This window comes from Streptomyces coacervatus (assembly GCF_029223485.1).
GTDB classification, from domain to species: Bacteria; Actinomycetota; Actinomycetes; order Streptomycetales; family Streptomycetaceae; genus Streptomyces; species Streptomyces coacervatus.
The window spans coordinates 234,786-253,355 of sequence record NZ_JARHTP010000014.1 but is presented as its reverse complement, the minus strand read 5'-3'; the positions used below and the strand labels follow the sequence as shown (position 1 = coordinate 253,355).

19 protein-coding genes and 2 pseudogenes are annotated in these 18,570 nt (G+C 65.9%); 5 read left to right on the top strand and 16 right to left on the bottom strand.

What is annotated here, in order from left to right:
* Window positions 1-7 precede the first annotated feature (7 nt).
* Both P2Q00_RS31850 and P2Q00_RS31845 read left to right on the top strand, forming a co-directional pair.
* On the top strand, window positions 8-496 hold the full coding sequence (locus P2Q00_RS31850; protein WP_275776796.1) for a protease inhibitor I42 family protein: 489 nt from the start codon (window positions 8-10) through the stop codon (window positions 494-496).
* Window positions 493-1,071, top strand: coding sequence for a hypothetical protein (locus tag P2Q00_RS31845; RefSeq protein WP_275776795.1), 579 nt, complete (start codon window positions 493-495; stop codon window positions 1,069-1,071). The genes P2Q00_RS31850 and P2Q00_RS31845 overlap by 4 nt, the downstream gene beginning before the upstream one ends.
* Window positions 1,072-1,262: 191 nt before the next feature.
* Here the strand turns inward: P2Q00_RS31845 and P2Q00_RS31840 are convergent, their stop codons facing one another.
* The 7 genes and pseudogenes from P2Q00_RS31840 to P2Q00_RS31815 all read right to left on the bottom strand — a co-directional run bounded on the left by P2Q00_RS31840 (window position 1,263) and on the right by P2Q00_RS31815 (window position 5,493).
* Window positions 1,263-1,460 (bottom strand): hypothetical protein, encoded by a 198-nt coding sequence (locus tag P2Q00_RS31840; protein WP_275776793.1) that lies wholly within the window; start codon window positions 1,458-1,460, stop codon window positions 1,263-1,265.
* Window positions 1,461-1,542: 82 nt separating this feature from the next.
* Window positions 1,543-2,850: a YrhB domain-containing protein gene (locus tag P2Q00_RS31835; protein WP_275776791.1), complete on the bottom strand. Its 1,308-nt coding sequence runs from the start codon at window positions 2,848-2,850 to the stop codon at window positions 1,543-1,545.
* 4 nt (window positions 2,851-2,854) lie between these two features.
* A complete protein-coding gene (locus P2Q00_RS31830; RefSeq protein ID WP_275776789.1) occupies window positions 2,855-3,151 on the bottom strand; it encodes a YrhB domain-containing protein in 297 nt (98 codons plus the stop codon).
* A gap of 64 nt (window positions 3,152-3,215) precedes the next feature.
* A pseudogene (locus P2Q00_RS51005) lies at window positions 3,216-3,368 on the bottom strand (hypothetical protein); the annotation flags it as partial.
* Window positions 3,369-3,458: 90 nt separating this feature from the next.
* Entirely contained in the window at window positions 3,459-4,160 is a 702-nt protein-coding gene (locus P2Q00_RS31825; protein WP_275776788.1) for a hypothetical protein, read from the bottom strand.
* Window positions 4,157-5,182: a WXG100 family type VII secretion target gene (locus P2Q00_RS31820; RefSeq protein WP_275776787.1), complete on the bottom strand. Its 1,026-nt coding sequence runs from the start codon at window positions 5,180-5,182 to the stop codon at window positions 4,157-4,159. Before P2Q00_RS31820 ends, P2Q00_RS31825 begins: the two co-directional genes overlap by 4 nt.
* Window positions 5,179-5,493, bottom strand: a complete 315-nt coding sequence (locus P2Q00_RS31815; protein WP_275776785.1) for a hypothetical protein — start codon at window positions 5,491-5,493, stop codon at window positions 5,179-5,181. The genes P2Q00_RS31820 and P2Q00_RS31815 overlap by 4 nt, the downstream gene beginning before the upstream one ends.
* Window positions 5,494-6,091: 598 nt before the next feature.
* On the opposite strand from P2Q00_RS31815, the gene P2Q00_RS31810 reads away from it, so the two are divergent.
* Genes P2Q00_RS31810 through P2Q00_RS31800 form a run of 3 tightly spaced genes read left to right on the top strand, consistent with a single transcriptional unit; the run spans window position 6,092 to window position 8,117 of the window.
* Window positions 6,092-6,415 carry a type VII secretion target gene (locus P2Q00_RS31810; RefSeq protein ID WP_275776783.1) on the top strand — a complete coding sequence of 108 codons (324 nt, stop codon included), beginning with the start codon at window positions 6,092-6,094 and terminating at the stop codon, window positions 6,413-6,415.
* Between the two features lie 2 nt (window positions 6,416-6,417).
* A complete protein-coding gene (locus P2Q00_RS31805; protein ID WP_275776780.1) occupies window positions 6,418-7,677 on the top strand; it encodes an amidase domain-containing protein in 1,260 nt (419 codons plus the stop codon).
* Window positions 7,677-8,117, top strand: coding sequence for a hypothetical protein (locus P2Q00_RS31800; protein WP_275776778.1), 441 nt, complete (start codon window positions 7,677-7,679; stop codon window positions 8,115-8,117). The genes P2Q00_RS31805 and P2Q00_RS31800 overlap by 1 nt, the downstream gene beginning before the upstream one ends.
* A 1,464-nt stretch (window positions 8,118-9,581) precedes the next feature.
* On the opposite strand, the pseudogene P2Q00_RS31795 reads toward P2Q00_RS31800, so the two are convergent.
* The 9 genes and pseudogenes from P2Q00_RS31795 to P2Q00_RS31755 all read right to left on the bottom strand — a co-directional run.
* Window positions 9,582-9,716: pseudogene (locus tag P2Q00_RS31795) on the bottom strand (IS5/IS1182 family transposase); the annotation flags it as partial.
* A 118-nt stretch (window positions 9,717-9,834) separates the two neighbouring features.
* Window positions 9,835-11,028 carry a S8 family peptidase gene (locus P2Q00_RS31790; RefSeq protein WP_275776776.1) on the bottom strand — a complete coding sequence of 398 codons (1,194 nt, stop codon included), beginning with the start codon at window positions 11,026-11,028 and terminating at the stop codon, window positions 9,835-9,837.
* Between the two features lie 8 nt (window positions 11,029-11,036).
* Window positions 11,037-11,738 (bottom strand): hypothetical protein, encoded by a 702-nt coding sequence (locus P2Q00_RS31785; protein ID WP_275776775.1) that lies wholly within the window; start codon window positions 11,736-11,738, stop codon window positions 11,037-11,039.
* Between the two features lie 1,276 nt (window positions 11,739-13,014).
* Window positions 13,015-14,355 (bottom strand): type VII secretion-associated serine protease mycosin, encoded by a 1,341-nt coding sequence (mycP, locus tag P2Q00_RS31780; RefSeq protein ID WP_275776774.1) that lies wholly within the window; start codon window positions 14,353-14,355, stop codon window positions 13,015-13,017.
* An 88-nt stretch (window positions 14,356-14,443) separates the two neighbouring features.
* Window positions 14,444-15,865 (bottom strand): WXG100 family type VII secretion target, encoded by a 1,422-nt coding sequence (locus P2Q00_RS31775; protein ID WP_275776772.1) that lies wholly within the window; start codon window positions 15,863-15,865, stop codon window positions 14,444-14,446.
* A gap of 39 nt (window positions 15,866-15,904) precedes the next feature.
* Window positions 15,905-16,252, bottom strand: a complete 348-nt coding sequence (locus P2Q00_RS31770; RefSeq protein WP_275776771.1) for a hypothetical protein — start codon at window positions 16,250-16,252, stop codon at window positions 15,905-15,907.
* Between the two features lie 93 nt (window positions 16,253-16,345).
* On the bottom strand, window positions 16,346-17,545 hold the full coding sequence (gene mycP / locus P2Q00_RS31765) for a type VII secretion-associated serine protease mycosin (protein ID WP_425579606.1): 1,200 nt from the start codon (window positions 17,543-17,545) through the stop codon (window positions 16,346-16,348).
* Window positions 17,546-17,821: 276 nt separating this feature from the next.
* On the bottom strand, window positions 17,822-18,112 hold the full coding sequence (locus P2Q00_RS31760) for a WXG100 family type VII secretion target (RefSeq protein ID WP_275776768.1): 291 nt from the start codon (window positions 18,110-18,112) through the stop codon (window positions 17,822-17,824).
* 87 nt (window positions 18,113-18,199) lie between these two features.
* Window positions 18,200-18,511: a WXG100 family type VII secretion target gene (locus tag P2Q00_RS31755; RefSeq protein ID WP_030944974.1), complete on the bottom strand. Its 312-nt coding sequence runs from the start codon at window positions 18,509-18,511 to the stop codon at window positions 18,200-18,202.
* Window positions 18,512-18,570: the final 59 nt, after the last annotated feature.

Genomic DNA, 18,570 nt, shown 5'->3' with positions numbered 1-18,570 from the left:
GAGCGTCATGACCAGCGCCACCCTGCGCCGACTCGCCCTGCCCGCCTTGTCCGCCCTGCTGATGACCGTGCTCGCGGGCTGCGGCAGCAGCACCGGGCCGGACACCTACGAGCTGGGCGAGAAGGACATACAGGTGGATGAGGGGAAGGAGTTCACGCTCTCCGTTCCGGTCGACACCGCGATGGGGGAATGGTGGTACCTAACAGCGCCGAAGCCCGACCCTGACGTCGTCCGCAGGACGGACAAGCGGGAGGAGATCAAGGCCGACGACGACGCGGTCGGCAGCGGGAGCGGAACGGACTCCTTCGACTTCAAGGCCGTCGGTCCGGGCACGACGAAGATCCGGCTCATCCAGTGCCCGCGCGGTGCCTGCACCGGCGGCGGCGATGCCGGCGGTCCCGTCACCCCGTCCCCGGTCCCAAGCGGCAGCCCCACCCCCGCCAAGAAATACCGGGCCACCATCCACACCTACACCGTCACCGTGAGGAAGCCATGACCTCCGCGCCGCAGACCTCTCCCGTCGGCCGGACCGACGACGAATTGGCGCGATCGGACATCCCGGCGATGCTGCGTTACGGCCTCTCCTTCACCGGACCGCACCGCACCGCCCTCTACGGCGACGGCGCGGTCGGCGCCGCCGTCCTGCTGGACCGCCTCGGCATCCAGCCACGGGCGGTGGCCTTCCTCGCCAAGGTGGTCCGCAGCGGGGGCGTCCGGTACGCGGCCGAGCTGCGCGAGCCGGTGCCGGGCGATGAGGCGGCGTCCACGGTGCGCGCGTGGCTGGAGTCTGCGGCCACCGCCGCCGACGGGGTCGACGGCGACGAGGAGACCGCCCGCTGGCTGGAAGCCGTCGCGGAACTGCTCGGCCTGCGGCGCGTCTACCGCTCTCGGGTAGCCGGGGGCCGGGGAGTGAGCGGCGGGCCTCCGGATCACGGGAGCATCTGGGCGAGTTCGTCCAACGGGGTGGCCACGCGGTGTGCTTGCGCCGGGTTGCTGCGGGCGGAGGCGAGGGCATTGCCGATACGGCGACGGGCCCCAAGGCCGGCGGGCCTTCCACCGTTCTGTCCCTGACCGCTGAGTCGTACACAGGTACCGGAATTACTCCACTCGACCCCAGGTGAGCCGCAACCCCGACGTCGTCGATCGCCGCGGCTTCGCATCACCCGAGCCAGGGCTGGGGCGGCCAGGACAGAGAGAACCTTGACGGGTCGAATGAGACCTACGGTGCCGCGGTGCTTCGCTCCGTACGCCGATGCCGTGACTCATCGAGTCCCCGCACAGCAACTGGGCAGGGACTCGCCCCTCGCGATCCGCCGGGTCATGTCGCCGAGTCTGACCCGCACGTACCAGTCGCCGTCCTGCTGCACGGAGACCTTGCTCCCCGGCTTCACTTCTGCCCGGATGATCGCCAGGTCGTCGACGACCTTGCCGTCGTCGGACCGGAAGATCCCTTCGCACACCTGGGTGTCACTGGAGCCGCGTATGCCGTGATCGACCCAGCCGGTTCGACCGTGGGCTCCAAGCCCTCTCCGACTCCGGCCCTCAGCGGTAGCGGATGACGTGGAGAGAGCGCACCCCCGTATTGTCCGGTGCGGCAGGGGCGTCACGGGCGGCGTCGATCAGCATCAGGCCCTGGGGAGTGTGGGCAGCGACGACAAGCAAACCGACGGACTCGCGGCCCCGGCGGTCCGCGCGACGGATCCAGACCACCGCGCGAGCTCCCTCGGGGGAGGTGGCGAGTTCGGCCAGGACGGTTGCCCATTCCGTGTGGTCCGTCACGGAGACCACGGGCCCCAGTCGGCCCATCGTCTGCGGCATCCACCTCACCGGCCCCGGCTTCGGAGGCAGTTCGAGGCCCTCGGCACCCGGCTCCGTACCACCGTCCCAGCGCGCGAGCCAGCCCCATGGATCGGTGTTGGGCAGCCCGAACGGCTCGCCCTCGTCCTTGGGTACGACCAGGGCGGCGTCCAGCATGGCGTCGGCTGGACGTCCGCCGGCGAGGAACGCCTTGCTGTTGCAGGCGAACAGCCAGCCGCGCGCGAGTTCGTCAGCGGGCAATGGCTCAACCAGGGCGACCTCGCCCCTGTATGCATCCAGAAGCCATTCCTCCGCCTTCCCAATCGCCGACGCGAGGTCAGGGGCCTGACGGTGCCAGGCAGGCGCCCCCGGCCCGGCTTCATTGCCGCCCGCACCCGCGAAGCGGGCCACGGTCAGTTGACGGATCCCGTTGGGCTCCAGACGCGCCAGCCGACCCGCCTGCGGATCGAGAAGGACCACCTGGCCACCCTTGTTGTGTGCGTAGACCAGGTGTCCTGTCGCCTCGACACCGTAGGCTTCACGGCGGATCCAGACCGCGCCGCGGGTACCGGGACCCGGCTCCTGCACCGCGGCGATCACCTCGTCCCAGCTCGCACAGGCCGACACCTCGGCGGCGGGGAAGTGCCAGTGGATCATGCGGTCCCACCAGCCCGGTGCCTCATGGAACGGCAGCCACGGCAAGGGCGTGGCCCTGCCGCCGTTCAAGGCGGCGTTTGCGGCCAGCAGACAGCCACGTGCGTTGGTGCGAAGCGCCTGCGCGGCGGGGTCGCGCGGCCCGGGAACACGGTCGAAGGCCTCCAGATCCTCCCAGGGATCGTCGGTGGCAGGATGGAACGGCTGATTGCCAGACTTGGGGACCGCGAGCAGCGAGGTCAGCATGCGCGTGACCGGGTAGCCGGGCACCGGTCGCGCACGGCAACCGAAGACCCATGCCTGGGGCCTCTCGGCGACCGGGCCGGGGGCGGACAGTTCCACCATTCCGCTGTAGGTCCGCCGCAACCAGTCCTCGGCCTGCGATGTCGGATCGTTCATGGGCTCAGAAAGGCTTCCTGGGCCGCTGCCCCGTGGCCAGCCACGTCTTCGACTGCTCAGTCGTGTAAGCGGAAGGAGGGAACCCCACGAACGACCCGTCCTTGAAGACTACGACCATCCGCGTCATCGGCGCCTGGGTCATATCCCCGGTGTCGAGGTGCTCCTGACTGTCGAACCGCACGGCCCACGCCATATCGTGCTCGACCGAGAGTTCCGGTTGCATCACGATGGTCGGCGGACCGTCTCCATAAATTTCCCGCAGGTGGACACGGGCCACCTCGACGGCTTCGTCTCTCGACATTCTCAGGACCCGATCGCTCTCCTTCGGTGACGTTTTTCTCAAGGTTGCCGAGCTTCCCGGTCTGCCCGTCCAGTAAAACGACTCCATTGCGGTCGTTAATCACGTTGAAGACGTGCGCGGTCCCGTCCGGTCTGGATATGTAGGCGACGCCGCTGGAGCCGCCCCCCTCTGTCCGCCGTCCTCGACGATGGAATCGTGGCTTGTGCTGTTCTGCCATTCCGCATCCGGGTTCCCGAGCTTCTCCTCGCTCGGCCAAGCCGGCTTGTGCAGCGGTTCAAAGGCGCGCCGTTTCTGCTGGCGCGTCAGGTCAGGGCCGCGGAGGTGGGACGATCCCCTGACTCAGCGCCTCCAGAGCCCGGGCATCCTTCTCGTACAGCTCAAGCGCAGCCAGGGAGCCGTCGGCGAAGTGCAGGTCCACGCGGTTCGAGAGCCAATTGTGCCGGATGGCGACGCTCCGGAGCTGTCCTGGCAGGAGCTCGCCCAGACACCGGGCCTCCCTCCTGCTCACCTTCTCGCCGGGCGGGACCTTACCGAACAGGGGAACCTTCTTGTTCCTGATGGAGACCGTGCACATCAGAAGGATCCTGCGGTCGGTGAAGACCATCAGCACTTCGTCGTTGTCGTAGCCGCTGCGCGAGGGGTCGGGTCCGGTGCGCACAGCGATCACGAACTGGCCGGCCACGCTCTGCCATCCGCCCTTGAGACCGGCCCCGCGCACGATGCGGCGGATCCTGCGGATGATGCCGAAGTCGAACATGTCGAAGGCGTCCGCGACCGAGGCGACAGCTTCGGTGGCGCCATCCACCGCGCCCAGCACGCCCGTCGACTGGCCGGTCCGCAACTTGCGGGGCAGGGAGGGGCGGATCACATCGCTCAGCGTCACCTTTACGATCCCGAGCAGTCGCTCGTGCGGCTGCAGCCATGGCGAGATCAATGGCACATGGGAGCCGCCGCGGAACAAGTCCGGTTCGAAGATGGGCTGTGTCGGGCCGTACTGGCCGGCGGTCATCCGAAGTCCTCCTCGATCTGTGTCTTCGGCACGCGGTACGGGGTCTCGTTCTTGCGTCCGTCGAGCTGACCGGCCACGGCATCGATGGCGGGGTCTTGGCTCAGCCCGTCCGTGACCGGGCTCATCGGACCGTCGGCGCCGATCACCGCTCCGACGCCGCCTGCGATGATGCCCTTCTCGGCGCCGATTACGGCCTTGACGCCCCTGGTGGCGGCGAACTCCCCGAGGTTCTCCATCGACGGGGATCTGAGCAGGTTCCCGCCTCTCTCCAGCCTGTTGCCGAGGCCGCCGATCTTCCTCACGGCCTTGGCCGCCTTCCGGGCTTCCTTGAGGCCTTTCTTGAGCTCGCTGTAGGACTTGCCGGCCTTCTTGAGCTCGCGGACCTTCTCCATCAGCTTGTCCAGCTTCTCCGCCAGGTCGGCGGAGACCTTTCCCACCCGTTCGATGAACGTGGTGATCTCGGCATCCGCCACGAGAGCGTCGGCAACGGTCGCAAGGCCGACCGTCAGGATGTCGACCACGACCATCGCGGCGAGCGAGACGAGCAGCGCTTCGATCGCCTCCCGGATGATCTCGATGATCATGTTCTCGGCGAGCTGGCAGGCCGCAGCCGCCTGACTGATGATCTGCGCGATCTCGTCCATGTCCTTGGCGGTGCCGTCGATCGCCTCGACCACCTGGCCCATGTGCCTGCCGAACGCGTTCGACGCGACGCCTTCCCACTGCCCGGCGAGTGTGCCGCCGCCCTCACGCAGAGCGGTGCTGACCGCCCGCATCGCCTTCGCCTGGGTCTGCCACTCGTGGGCGGCCGCAGTGAGTCCGGAGAGGTTGCCGGTGACCTCCTCCAGCATGCCCATCAGCCCACTGGAGTCGAGCGCCCACTTGACGGCGCTGTCCAAACCTGCGTCCAAGCCGTCCGCAACAGGATTCGAGATCTCCGGCAGTGGGATCAACGGCTCGTCGACGAAGTCCCGCGTCCACTTGTACGCGTCGCCGACCTGTTGCAAAGTGCCGCCGCTCACTGTCCGCCTCCGAACGAAGCGTCGATGTGATGGTCCTGGCTCTCGTAGTTCGTCGCCGAGTTCTGAAGACCCTCACCGGTACCGCGCAGAAGCTCGAGCAGGTCGGCGAAATTGTGCTGCTCGGCCTCCACATGCTCGTGGTACGCCTCGTAAAGGTTGTGCGCGTTCGGCAGCTTGCCGAAGTCGTCCGACGAGAGCGGCACCGCCGCCAGCTTCGGCCAGATCCGCTCGATCTGCTCCATCTGGCCCTGGATGACCTTGTCGTACGACTTCAGCGCGTCCGGATGGACCCGAAATCCCTGATCCCCCACAGCTTCTCCTTGATCGCGGAACCGGCACATCATCGCACTGGCGATCGCTGAAGCGTCCGTCGGCATCGGGACCCTGGCCGTGTGCCAATTCACAGAAGGAGGCGAACAAGCTGCTCACCGCCGCGCGGGCGGCCGTCAAACACGCCTTCGTGCACCTGCAAGTATTGGCGGATCTTTACCAAGCTCCGCCTGTCGGCCGATTACGCAACCACGATCCGTCGAGCCCTGCTCGTTGTGGAACTCAGCAGTTCCGGCCGGGAAGAAGAACGCGCCCTGGGCCGGGGCCTTCGAGTCGCGTACAAGTCGTTGATCACAGCTTGCTCCGTGCTGTTGTAAAGCTCGGCTCCACCAATCTCAGGACACTCCAGGGGACTTCACGGAATTCGGGGCAGCTCAATGCGCGTTGAGCCGCCCTGCAGGGACACTGCGCGTGATTGTGGAGGTACTGAGGAGAACTGCGTCAACAAAGGTCAAGGGTTCTCCGGAGGCCGGGAGCTGGGAGTGCCGGAGGCAGCGGGACCGTACGATGACCGCCGTATTCGTACGAGTTGGCGTTCGTCGGTTCCAGCAACAGCAGTTCATACGGGAGGAATTGTCCATGGCGGACATCGACATCGAAGCCGCGCGGGTACGGGCCGCGGCCAATGACACCGAGTCCCTGTCTCACCAGGTGATGAAGCGCCTGAGCCACTCCCTCGACACCAGCGACGACGTGTACGTCTCCCACTACGGCAACGGTTGGGAGAGCCCGGTCCAGCTCAAGGTCTGCGCCCTCAAGTGGGAGGAACACATGGTCTCCCTCGCCAAGAGGATGGGCGAGCTCAGCCAGAAGCTCCGGGACTCCGCCGACGGCTACGACCGCACGGACGCCGAGGCCGAGTCACGGCTGCGTACCAGCCTGAACGACCTGGGAAGGGCCTGAACATGGTCTCGTACGAAGGGATCAACAACGCCCACCCCAGTACGTGGGCGACCGCCGCCGACGATTGGCACGCCCTCGCCAAGTACGCCCTGGACGCAGCGAAAGACCTGCGCGAGTACGGTGCCAAGCCACTCAAGGACAACTGGACGGACGAGGTCGGCACCACGGCGGCTGCGGAGTTCGAACTGCTCGCCAACCAACTGGAGGCGGCATACGACATCCTCCTCGCCGTCAACATGGTCGCCGACGGCATGACGACAACCATCCAGACCGCACACAGCACCATGCACGCGGCGGTGGACCTCGCAAGCCGCTACGGCCTGGAGATCGGCGTCGACGGGACGATCACCGGTCCGCCCCCACGCAACCGCACGGAGGCCGAGGAGATGGGGCCTTACCGTGCTGAGGTACAGGACCTCATCGACCAGGCCGTGGAACAGGTCACCACCGCCGACAAGCTGGCCGCGGCCGAGTTCGCCAAGCTTGCCGACCAGACAGGCGTCACCGACCCAGCCAAGGCACTCAACGACCTTCAGACACACGCCTCTCACGTCCAGATGCAGATGCTCGCCGCCGACATCCCGGTGAACGAGGACCCGACCACGGTCCGCCAGTGGTGGAACGGCCTGACCGACCGGGAGCGCAAGGACATGATGCTGGCCGAGCCGGTCACCATCGCCAACCTCGACGGCATACCGGCCGACGTACGGCAGGACCTGCGCGGCAACGGCAAGTACGACCGCGTGAAGCTGGTCGAGTACGCCCTCGGCAACTGGGACAAGGACGACCCGACCGACTTCGGCAACAACTGCACCAACTTCGTCTCCAACGCCCTGCTGCACGCGGGAATGAAGGAGAAGACCAGCATCTGGGGCACCTCGGACGACGACTCCTGGATGATCGGAAACCGCACCGGAGTCGACGCGGTCGACAAGCGGCTCGCCTACTCCGACAACTGGGCCGCAGCCGAGAACAACCAGAACTTCATGCTCAAGCACGGCGGCACCGAGGTCCCGCGCTCGGACGTGAAGCCGGGCGACATCATCTACTACGAGCAGGCCGGCCCCAACGACTCCATCGAGAAGGGCAACACGCACCACGCGGCGATCGTCACCGCGGTGATGCCGGACGGCGAGATCAAGTACACCCAGCACAGCGACTCGTACCAGAACGTCAGCCTGGAAGGCCGGCTCCCCGCGACCGAACAGCACGAGGGCCGGCAGAACATACGGATCGTCCGCCCCAACCCGGACTGGTACTGATGAGCACTCATACGCACCCCACACCGCCCACGACCGCCCCCGCCCCCTCATGGCGCCGCTGGTCCCTGCTGGTGCCCGCCTTGGTGCTCACATCGGCGGCACTACTGGCGGCCCACGTCTCCTTCAACGGGGACACCTTCCAGAACTGCCGGTACCTGGGCCCGTCCACGCGGATGTACGTCACCGCCTGGGCCGCGCCTACATGCGCCCTGGCAGCTTCGCTGCTCCTACTGGCCCTGCGCCGCGGGGCACACCGGCGCGGGCAGCGGCCGGGCGCGTCATGGCAGGGGCGCACGGCTATGGTGGCCGCCTGTCTCATCCCCGTACTGTTGCTGGTGCAACTCGCAGCCCTGTATTGGGTATATGAACCGGACCCTTCCGGCGGGCAGGACTGCTCGGGGCTGGCGCTGATGCACAGTCGGGCTGCCGGACTTCGATAACACCGGGGTAGGACCCCAACACCGCGGGTTCGACTCGAAATCCTTGATGCTCCATGCCCATACTGCCCCGTTCGCGGACCAGACGCGTCATCGCACCCACGACGGATCCGGCCGAGAGCAGCCAGGGCCCGACGCGACTGCTCCGCGGCGGGTAGGTGATCCTGTATTTCAGAGGGCATTTGATTTAGGCAGATCGCCCCGTATGCCCTAGCGGGTGCCTCACCAGGCGGGCATGCTCTCGCGCGCTTTGTGGCAGGTGATTTCCGGCTTCAGACACCACACTCGACCGCCCGGGAGCCTCGCCGGTTCTCCCTGCACGCTCGTGCGACTCATCGAAGTCACCCGATCAGGCAGCCATTTGAAGAGCTCGGTCTTCTGAGTTCCTTAACACGTTCCTGGCTACGAGCCGGTCCGGCGCAAAGTCCAGCGGCAGAGCTCGTCGTCCGTGCCCGTGAGCCAAACGCCGTTTCCAAGCGGAATCGTGTCGGCATTCACCGGCAGGGGATATTCCAGCTCTGCGACAGGTCGCATGATGCGGGTGTCGATCAGGAAGTGGCGGAATTCCTCGGTCCACTCCTCCTCCGCGATCGCGGCGAGGAACAGGGAGTCGTCGACGAACACCGGGCGGCCGACGAACCGCAGTTCCTCGTTTTCACCAACGAGGTCTTCCAGCCGGACCTGGCCGGAGGTGGCAAGGTCCAGGTCGGGGCCGAGCCGGTGCAAGGTGATCCAGGCGCCGCCTCGCTCGGCAGTCAGTACCTGCCCCGCGGCCTCGTCCAGGTCCGTGATCGGCTCGTCCTTGGTGTCGAGGGAGACGATACGAAGCGCCGCGCCATCGAGGGCGATGGCGTACGAGAGGGCCTCGTCCTGACCTTGGCCCGCGGAGACCAGGAGGATGTCGGGACCGTTGAGGGGCTGACGGATCTCGTAGATGCCGGACTTCGCGGTGAGCGGCGCGGTGGCCACGACGGTGCCGTCGGCGGCGGCAAGCGTGACGAGCAGGTCGCTCTGGTACTCGCCGGGGGCCGCCGCCATGCCGGGAGCGATGGCGACGACGTGCCGACCGTCGGCGGTGAAGGCGCAGGCTCCGCGACCCGATCCGCCGTCGGCAGACCACGGATCATGCAGGTGGCTCCAGCGGATCGTGCCGTCCGTCTCGACGACGGCGAGCTCCGCGTCGCCGCAGACCGCCAGGGCGCGGGCGTCGGGCGCAGGACTGGCGTAGCCGCGCAAATCGCCGGTGGGGTCCGGGAAGAACACCGGCACCTCCGCCACCCCTGCTCGGCGCACGGCGACGTCCTCGCCCCTCCGGGTGACCAGCCAGGTGGCGCCCCGGCGGACTTGCCACGCGTCCGTCCAGCCGAGGGCCTCCTCGATGCCGGGGCACGGTTCCTGGCCGGTGAGCTGTACGGTGCACGAGTCGATCGCCATGGCTCCCCGCTGGTTGTGTCGGTGATCCGAACTGTAGGTTCCTCGCCAGGTGGGTGCGGCCCCGTCCGTTATGCGCTTGGTGAGGTTGTCGATCGACGCGACGTGGATCATGACCTTGGAGCTGGCGGCGAGGGTCTCGTAATCGTGGGCCAGGCGTTTGTGCAACATTTACAGAATTCACAGCCGTTTTGGACCAATAGGCTGCGATGAAGAGCGAAAGCTCCCGCTGAACGGAAGGCCAAACTGGCTTCCAGTCAACAGGAGCTTTCTGCAATTCACCGAGAGCTCAGCCTGGGAAGGACCCCTCAGGCTGCACCATGCCGACCGCTCCCGCCGAGATCTTGCGCCGACCGGACAGCGCAAGGAGTACACCGCCGAGCAGAAACGCCAGCCCCAGTCCGGCAGCAACCAGGCCCGTCATCCACAGACTCTGCTCCAGCGGCGCATCCTTGGTCTTCGGCGTGCCATCCGGAGTCCCCAGGTGCTCCTTGCCCTTGTAAGCCACCGCCCCTGCCATGTCCTTGGGAGGCGAGGCGGCGGCCTTCACCGCCGCGGCGGCGTTGATCGGGCCGTATCCGAGCACGGCGCTGCCACCGCCCGCGGGGCGATGGGTGGTGGCGATCAGGACGTCGTTCGCCTGCGCGGGGGTCAGTTTCGGGTTCTTCGCATGCATGAGCGCCACGACCCCGGCGGCGAGCGCACAGGCCGGCGAGGTGCCGTCGATGGTCGCGTAGCCGCCGGTGTTCTTGGCGCTCATGATGGCGACGCCGGGCGCGGCCACGTCGTTGTAGGTGTGCACGGTGGAGAAGTCGGCGCGGGTGCCGCCCCGTTGGGTGGCGGCGACTGCGATGACGCCCGCGTAACCGGCCGGGTAGGAGATGTCGTTGAGCTTGCCTCCGGAGTTGCCGGCCGAGGCGAGCAGCGTCACGCCGTGGCGCAGGGCGTAAGCAACGGCCTGGGTGTCCTCGTCACTGTAGTTGACGAACCCGTCGGCGCTGCCGAGCGACATGGAGATGATGTCGGCGCCGTGGTCGACGGCGTACCGGATGCCCTGCGCGACTGGGCTGGGCTTGCCGTTGAGTTCCTTTATCCGCTTCGCCGCGTCCTTCTCGTTGTCCTTGTCGGAAAGGACGCGCACGGCGAGGATCCTGGCCTTCGGGGCGACCTTGAGGACGTCGGAGGCCATGGCGGTGCCGTGGTAGCCCCAATCCGGGTCCCCTTCCTCCAGTCCGTCCTTGCGGTAGTCAGGCCCGCTGGTCACATGGCCCTTCAGGGCCGGATGATCAGCGACGACACCGCTGTCGAGCACCGCGACCGTCACGCCCGCGCCCTGGCTGAGCTCCTGCGCGGCGGGCAGCCCCAGCGCACTGCTCTCCCAACTGACCGGCGTGGCCGCCTGGGCAGGCGCGATGGCCAGCGTGCACAGCACTCCGGTGAGGGCGGCCGCGGCGCAGGTCGCGCGAATGGTCTTGAACTTCACCGCGGATCTCACCTTTCCAGGTACGTGAGGTGGGCTTTGAACGTCTCGCTGAGGGCCTTGGCCGCGTCCATCCAGGGCTGACGGTCGGAGTCATTGCCGCCGTAACTCCCGAAGTCGCCAGGTAGGTTGGAGGATGTACGGCCGTCGACGGCGCCGGTAGTGACGGCGACCGCGTAGGGGAGGTCCCCACCGAGGCCGGTGCCGCCCATGCCGTTGCGCCGGTTCGCCTGCCACTTCGCGGCGAGGGTGCTCTTGACGGTCAGCGGGACGACGGCGGCGTCGGGGACGTCCTCGGACTGCTGGTCGTCAAGAAACTCGCCCATGTCCTGCGCGCTGTTGCCGCTCTGGGGCAGCACGATGATCGCGACGGTGGCGACCATCTCCCCGGTGAGATCGACGTACGTGGCTCGTAGTACGGCCCTGCACCCCAGCTTCTTCGCGGTTGCCTTGGTCTCCCCGGACAGCCCCGCAGAGCACGAGGTGTCCTCGGAGACGCCCATCCGGTTCCACTCGGCAGCGTCCTTGTCGGACGCCTTGGCGTTGTAGTCAGACGGGTTGCCGATGGTCGCAGGGAAGAGCGACTCGGTGGTCTCGTTGCGCCACAAAACCGGACCGTAAACGCCGTTGGGTACCTGCAGCTGATGGTTGCTCCAGGCGTGCGCCGCCAGCGCCCCGCCGCCCAGCATGCCGAGCAGGCCGAACACGATCATTAGGCTCCCGAAGACCTTCCGGGCGGTGCGGCCTCCGCTGGAAGGCGCCGACGGGGGCATGGGCAACGGGGGTACGGGGCTAGCGGGCGGGTAGTAGGCACCGTACTGAGAGGGCCCCGGTTGGACCGGAACTGCGCCCGGAGCCACCCCTGGCGGTGCCGCAGGCACGGGCGGCACAGGGGCCTGCCCCTGCCAATGCGGGGGCTGTTGCGGGGGCGGGGGCGGTTGCGGCTGCCAACCACTCTGCGGGGGCGGCTGCCCGTACGGATTGCCGCTTCCCGGCGGCGGGGGGTAAGACATGGGTTCCCTCTCACAGGTCAAACTGCGAGGGAGCACGATGGGTGGTCCGGCCCTTTCGGGACAGAGCCCGCATCTCAACTGACCCGCACCCCAGGTTGCTGCGAGGCACAACTACAGCCACTCGCGCACCTTCCGGCGCCCCCGCGAATCTCACGACAGCTTATGGCCTTCGCAGACGCAAGGCCTACCCCGCCTGTGGAGCTCAGATAACGATCTGATTGAAGGCTTTGGCTGAGCGTGACCGATGTGACAATTCGACCTGATCGAGTCGCTGCTGGCGCACTGGCCCAGCAGGTACCGCCCACCAAGCCCCCGCCATCGATCGCGTGGGACTACCCGCGTTTGTCTGTCTTGAGGTTGCTGATGAACGCCGTGAAGGTTCCGGCTTGGGCAGACCGGGCTTCGTTCAACTCATCGACGCATCTCTCCAGATCTGTGAGGAACTGTTCGAGTTGCCCGATGTCCGTCTTGAAGTGGTCCCCCATGAGCCGGTTTCTCCCCGCTCGGCTCTGGATGCATTTCGCCCGGGGAAGTCAACTGATCACCCGGGCCTCCTTATGCGAACCAGATTTTTCTACTGCCCCTGGCGCGGGTGCTGTTGGGCATAGGGGTTGGGATTCTGCTGTGAATGTTCCGGGGGAGCGGGGTACCCGTACCCCTCGTCGGATGTCGCGGTGGGGTAGGGCTGTTGAGGGATTGGATACATCCCTTGCTGAGACGGGTAGCCCATGTTCTGTGGGTAAGTTCCGCTCGCGGGCCTTGCGTTACCCGAGTTGCGGCGGCTACGGGCAATGGCGAAGACGGTGACGGCGGCAATCAGGGCTCCGAGACCTGCAACGCCGATGAGAAGGACGATGGCGCCCATTGGGGAGGTTCCATTCTTGTTCTCGGGATGGTTCGCTGTGCCGTCGTTGTGCGTGCCGCGGAGGACCGCGATGGCCAGACATCCCCGCCGCCGCTGGACGGTGGGCTACTCCTACTGCCCTTGGTGCGGGGGTTGCTGGCTGTACGGGTTGGGGTGCTGCGGGTACTGACCCGGAGCAGTGGGGTGCCCCTGGTTGGGAGCTGAATTTGGGTAAGGCTGTTGGGCAGGCGGGTAGCCCGCGTACTGAGAGGAGGCGCCACCACCCGAGCCAGGGCCACCGTTACCACCCTTGCGGCGGCTTCGGATTACCACGAGGACGATTGCACCGATTACCACGATGGCTGCAATTCCTCCGGCAATGACGAGGATACTGCCGGAAGAGGCGTCCTTCTTTTTGGCCTGGGTCGAGGTGCCCGTTGCCTTAGATGATTCGGTTGAAGTAGAGGTGGAGGACTGAAGCTGACCGAGAGGATTCGTCTTGGGGCCTGCAGGGATGTCCATTGTGACCGCTTGGCGGGGGCGGATAATCCCGTAGCCATAATCCTCGTCAGGCGCCTTCAACCCATTGTGACCAAGGAACGATGCCGACTTGATTAGACGGTTGACTACTTGACCTGCTGTGAGGTTGGGATATTTCGCTCGAACCAGTGCAGCGGTGGCAGATACGAAGGCCGTGGCATCCGAGGTTCCGTTAGACAGGCTGTATTTCGGGGATTCGGTGGTATCCGCAGAGAGGACCTCGACACCAGGAGCCATCAAGGTGAGCCCCTTGCCGCTGTTAGAACCACTCCATCGATTTGCTTCTTTATCTACGGCGCCGACAGAAACAACGCCGGGAAGTGCCGCTGGCTCCTCAATAGCGACAGATCCAGTATTTCCCGCGGCTGCAACAACTACGACATCGTGCGCTTCTGCATATGCAATCGCGTCACGACCGACGGATGAAGTCTTACCGCCGTCGGCACCAAAAGACAGGTTCACGACTTTCGCGCCCTGGTCAACCGCATATCGAACAGCGGCACTCCACGCCTCATCCGGATTCTTGTCGTTCTTCTTTTGGTAGGTGCGAAGCGGCAAGATCTTCGCCTTTGGTGCAAGCCCAATCATGCCGGAGGAATTTCCCGCTCCATGGCCGTGCGCAGCGATAATGCTTGCCATGCCCGTGCCATGCCCGGCCAGATCATCTTGGGCATTCCCGCCGCCCGTAAAATCCTTCCCCTTAAGGACTTGACCAGTGAGATCAGGGTGGCTGCCATCTACGCCGGAATCGACTACTGCGACAGTCACCCCTTGCCCCTGAGTCACTGCCCAGGTGTCTTTCATCGCAAATACGTCCAGGACCCACTGTTGGTCCCTGACATAGTCAGCCGAGGCAGTCGGGGCTGAGGCGAGGAGCAAGGCGCCTGTCAACGCCACAACTCCTGTCGTGGACCAGACTTGCTTGAAACCCAATTCCTTGCTCCTCACTCACAGCTACGGCTGGGGGTGCCAGCCTATACATGGGCAGACGATGACTTTCCGTCCAGCCCCACTTGTACGCTTACTCGATGGTCCGCGGTACGTTCCGGTTGCGGTCCTCTTCCGAGATCCAGGTCTCTTCGTCCTCAACCAAGTAGTCGGGACGGTCGCCCTGGTTGTTCTCTTTCTTCCGGCGGTCCTTGCCGCCCGCCCCGCCAGCTGCGCCGGCCTGCGTTCCACCCCGGCTGCCGTGCAAGCCTGCACCGCCACCGGCACCCTTGCCGACTCCCTTGGCCGCACCGACCACACCGCCACGGGCTCTCGCGAGAGCTCCACGACCGCCAGCGCTGGCACCTCCTCGGCCAGCTGCGCCAAGGCCTCCGCCGCCCATACCGCCCATACCGGCTCGCCCTCCGGCAGTGCGGCCTGCCGCGCCGGCACCGGTCATGCCACCGCGACCACCCGCGAATCCGACACCGCCGCCTAGGCCAGACGTTCCGCCAGGAGCCACGATGCCGGAGCCCTGAGCTCCACTGGCGCCGAAGTTGCCGCTCCCGCCGCTAGGCACACCCGTGCCGACGCCGGGACCGGTCCCCGTCAAACCTGGGGAGATACTGTCCACGTTCGTCCCGGCCGTGGGGACATTCGTCTTCGCCGTGGGAAGCTGCGTGCCTCCCGTGATGCCCGGGTCACGGGGCACTGTGGGTGCGGGCTTGACGCTGGTTGTCGGACCGGCGCTCCACGGTTTACTACCTGACCCCGAGACGCTTGGTCGGGACGCACCAGCACCGCTCGGAGTTACAGGAGGCGGGTACTCCACGTTGCCAGTGGGCTCCTTGATGTGCCCTTTGTCATCTTGGTACGCACGGTTGTTTTGCAAGTTCCGTGTGACCCGCATGTATTGAGCACCCAGGTCCTCCATGACAGCCACGCCATTGAGCTGAGCCTCTCGGCTGGCGCCGATCTTTCCTTCATCTTTCTGCGCAATCTGGGCAGCGGTCATCTTGCCGTCATTGAGGTCCTTGGCTACCGTTTCACCGTTGTCCCAACTCCAGTCGCTAAGACCGTCACCGATCTTGTCCAGGGTGCTGGGTTCCTTGATGTCGTCCAGTTGCTGCTTGTACGTACGCAACTGTGTGCCGGCGTCAGCCATTTGAGAGCTGTTGAGATCCGCATGCCAAGCCGCATTCCGGATGCTCTGCGCGATCTTGCGTGCCTCTTTCTCGAAGGCCTGGGCGGCATCACCACTCCAGTGCTCCAAGACATTGTCGACCGCCTTGTCAAGCACGCCGGCGATCCCCCCGTCCTGGCCACCGGCGAGGATCTCGTTAACCTTTCCCCAATGACGACCCGTTTCCTCGATTGCGCCCGGATCGGTGCCCTCAAGCATCTGCTTGAGCTCTTTCAGCGAGTAGTCGATGAACTGAGTCTTGGTCTTGGGGCGCCCGGCAATGCACATTGGCTGCTCAAGGACTGGCTTTGGCTGCTCTTTGTCACCGGCCATTTTGAACTCCTCCTCGTAGGTGATTCTCGATCCGGACTACTAGTCCCACTTGCCGTTCGAGCCCCCGGAGTCACCACCCATTTGGTGCTTGTTCGCGTACTCCTGCTCGGTGTACTTGTCTTTCACCTTGGAGGTGCTCTTGCCGAACTTGTCGATCAGGTCGTGCAGTCCCTTGATCGCACCCTCAAGGTCACTCTTGGCATCCTTGTGAGCAGAGAAGAGCTCACCCGCCTCCAGGAACGTGCAGTTGCCCCCGAACGCCGCCATCGTGATCTCCGTGTTGTAGCGAGATGTCTGCCCCGCCTTGTCCATGTCGTCCAGCAACGTCCAGAGCTTCCGGATGACCTCATCCAGCGCGCTCAGATCAACCCGCATCCCGTTGCTCATACCCCGTTGTCCTCTCCCCTGTAACTCAAGTTGTCAGCACCAGTAGGTGCCCAAGTCATCGCCCGAGTCGGCCGACTTGGTCGGCAGCCCCAGCTACCCAACCCGCCCAACACGACCATCCCTCCGACTACGCCAATCCCGCACAGCCACCCCACTCCCCGCAACCACAAGAACCAACGCAAGCCCCGTCCCCAGCACATAAATGGCTGTCCGGCGCTCCCGTTCCGCCTCGCTCTCCCCCATGGTCACAGCCATGGGAACAACCCCGCCAGACCCGGCCTTCACCACCGGGTCCGGGGTCGGCGAGGTGCCCGGCGTCGAGTCGTCCGACAGCGCGGCCACCGGGTCGATCACGCCCCACCCGATGTAGCGGTTGGGGCCGCGGCTCGGGCGCTGAGCCGTCTCCTCGATGCGCGTGGCGATCTGGGACGCCTTCCAGCCGGGGTGCTTTTCCTTCAGCAGAGCCGCGACCCCCGCGACATACGGCGCCGCAAAGCTCGTCCCGTCGGCCGAGCACTGGCCGCCCTTCGGGACCGTCGAGACCATGTCGACGCCCGGTGCCGCGACGTCCACGAAGTCGCCCGCCTGTGAGAAGTAGGCGCGTTCGTCGTTGCGGTCGGAGGCGGCGACCGCCAGGACTCCCGGGTACGAAGCCGGGTACGTGTCCGCGGACTTGCCGTCGGCGCCGTCGTTGCCGGCGGCCGCCACGATCAGGGCGCCCTTTTGCACGGCTGCCGCCACAGCGCTCCTCAGCGGCCCGTTGTCTTCCTTACTGGCCGTGTCCGAGGAGATGTTGATGATCTTCGCGCCCTGGGAGACCGCGTAATTGATCGCCTGGGCCATGGTTCCCGTGTTGCCCTGCTTGTTCTCCCCGCCCGTGTAGCGAAGAGACAGGATCTTGGCGTCCGGCGCGATTCCCTCGAAGCCCGTGCCCTTCATCGGGCGAGCCGCGATGATGCCCGCCACCCGAGTGCCGTGCCCCTCGATGTCCTTGTTCGCGGCGCCGTCCACGAAGGACTTGCCGGCCCCGGCCATCGCACCGCTCAGCTGAGGGTTCGAACCGTCCACCCCCGTATCGATCACCGCAACCGTCACGCCCTTGCCCGTCGCCTGTCCCCACAGCTGGTCCAGGAGGACCCGCTGGAGTGACCACGGCGTCGACTTGATGACGTTGCCGTTGAAGACACATTCCGTGCTCGCGGCCAGGCCGAACTTCGCGCCGCCGGAGGCAGGGCCGTCGGAAGCGAATGCCGGCGGTGCCGACACCGCGCACAAGCCGGTCACCGCAAGCACGCCAAAAACCCGCTGCAGTGCGCGGGTTCCACTGTTGCGGTCGTTGCGGCTGCGCGAACGGGCTTTGTGGCCCTCCACGTTCAGGCCCCTCATGTCCAGGCCCCCAGGGCTTCCTCGACGTACCGGTGACGGACGTACCAATAAACGAATGTGAAGGTTTGCGGGATTTGCTGTGTACGACCCCGAAGCAGAGCTCGGCCCAGTCGACACCGTGGCGTCGGCTGGGCCGATTCTCTTCATCTCAGGTCCCTACGGTCCCTCAGGTCGCCGACCGGCTTAGCCCCAGGTCGAGGCGTTGCTCTTCTCCGTGGCCTGGTAGGACTCGGCCGCGCTCTGCAGCGCCGTCGAGATCTTCAGGAGGGTGTTGTGCAGGTCCTGGGCCGTCTTGTCCCACTCGGTCTGCTTGCGCTGGTAGCCCTCCTGCGCCTCGCCTTCCCAGGTGGAGGCGACGCGCTTGACCGCGGCCTCGAGGTCGTCGAGCTGCTGCTTGATGCGGCCGGCGGTCGTACGCACGTCCGTGGAGGCGTTGGTGATGGTTGCGTAATTGACGAGGATCGACATCGTCATTCCCTTTCAGGAAGAGTCGTTAGGAAGTCGTTCGGGATCGATCAGGATCAGTGGACTCGGTGGATCGGTCCGAGCCAGGGAATCGGCTCAGCCGAAGTCCGACATGATCTTGCTGATCTCGGAGTTCTGCTGCTCTTCCGACGCGGAGTAGTTGCTCCGCGTGGAGTCCACGGCTTCCTTGATGTCGTTGAGGATGTCGCTCATCTTCTTCGCGTCCTGGTTCCAGCGCTCCTGGAGCTGGTGGTAGGACGTGGCCGCCTGGCCCTTCCAGCCGCCGGCGATCTGCTCGATGACGCCGTTCAGACGGCGGATCTCGCCCTGCAGCTGGCCGTTGGCGGTGCTGATGTCACCGGAGAGCTTGGTGAGTTCGTCCTCTGTTACCCGGAACTGGCCGGCCATGTTGAACCTTCCCCCATGTCGTCGTTGATCCGGGAAACCTGCGTTGGTGCCCGGAGAAG

What these genes read in the sequence shown, in the direction of transcription:
- P2Q00_RS31850 (WP_275776796.1), top strand. Translation starts at nt 8, where the DNA reads ATGACCAGCGCCACCCTGCGCCGACTCGCCCTGCCCGCCTTGTCCGCC.
- P2Q00_RS31760 (WP_275776768.1), bottom strand. Translation starts at nt 18,112, where the DNA reads ATGACGATGTCGATCCTCGTCAATTACGCAACCATCACCAACGCCTCC.
- P2Q00_RS31825 (WP_275776788.1), bottom strand. Translation starts at nt 4,160, where the DNA reads ATGACCGCCGGCCAGTACGGCCCGACACAGCCCATCTTCGAACCGGAC.
- P2Q00_RS31770 (WP_275776771.1), bottom strand. Translation starts at nt 16,252, where the DNA reads ATGAGCAACGGGATGCGGGTTGATCTGAGCGCGCTGGATGAGGTCATC.
- P2Q00_RS31835 (WP_275776791.1), bottom strand. Translation starts at nt 2,850, where the DNA reads ATGAACGATCCGACATCGCAGGCCGAGGACTGGTTGCGGCGGACCTAC.
- P2Q00_RS31785 (WP_275776775.1), bottom strand. Translation starts at nt 11,738, where the DNA reads ATGATCGTGTTCGGCCTGCTCGGCATGCTGGGCGGCGGGGCGCTGGCG.
- P2Q00_RS31800 (WP_275776778.1), top strand. Translation starts at nt 7,677, where the DNA reads ATGAGCACTCATACGCACCCCACACCGCCCACGACCGCCCCCGCCCCC.
- P2Q00_RS31810 (WP_275776783.1), top strand. Translation starts at nt 6,092, where the DNA reads ATGGCGGACATCGACATCGAAGCCGCGCGGGTACGGGCCGCGGCCAAT.
- P2Q00_RS31805 (WP_275776780.1), top strand. Translation starts at nt 6,418, where the DNA reads ATGGTCTCGTACGAAGGGATCAACAACGCCCACCCCAGTACGTGGGCG.
- P2Q00_RS31830 (WP_275776789.1), bottom strand. Translation starts at nt 3,151, where the DNA reads ATGTCGAGAGACGAAGCCGTCGAGGTGGCCCGTGTCCACCTGCGGGAA.
- P2Q00_RS31775 (WP_275776772.1), bottom strand. Translation starts at nt 15,865, where the DNA reads ATGGCCGGTGACAAAGAGCAGCCAAAGCCAGTCCTTGAGCAGCCAATG.
- P2Q00_RS31845 (WP_275776795.1), top strand. Translation starts at nt 493, where the DNA reads ATGACCTCCGCGCCGCAGACCTCTCCCGTCGGCCGGACCGACGACGAA.
- P2Q00_RS31755 (WP_030944974.1), bottom strand. Translation starts at nt 18,511, where the DNA reads ATGGCCGGCCAGTTCCGGGTAACAGAGGACGAACTCACCAAGCTCTCC.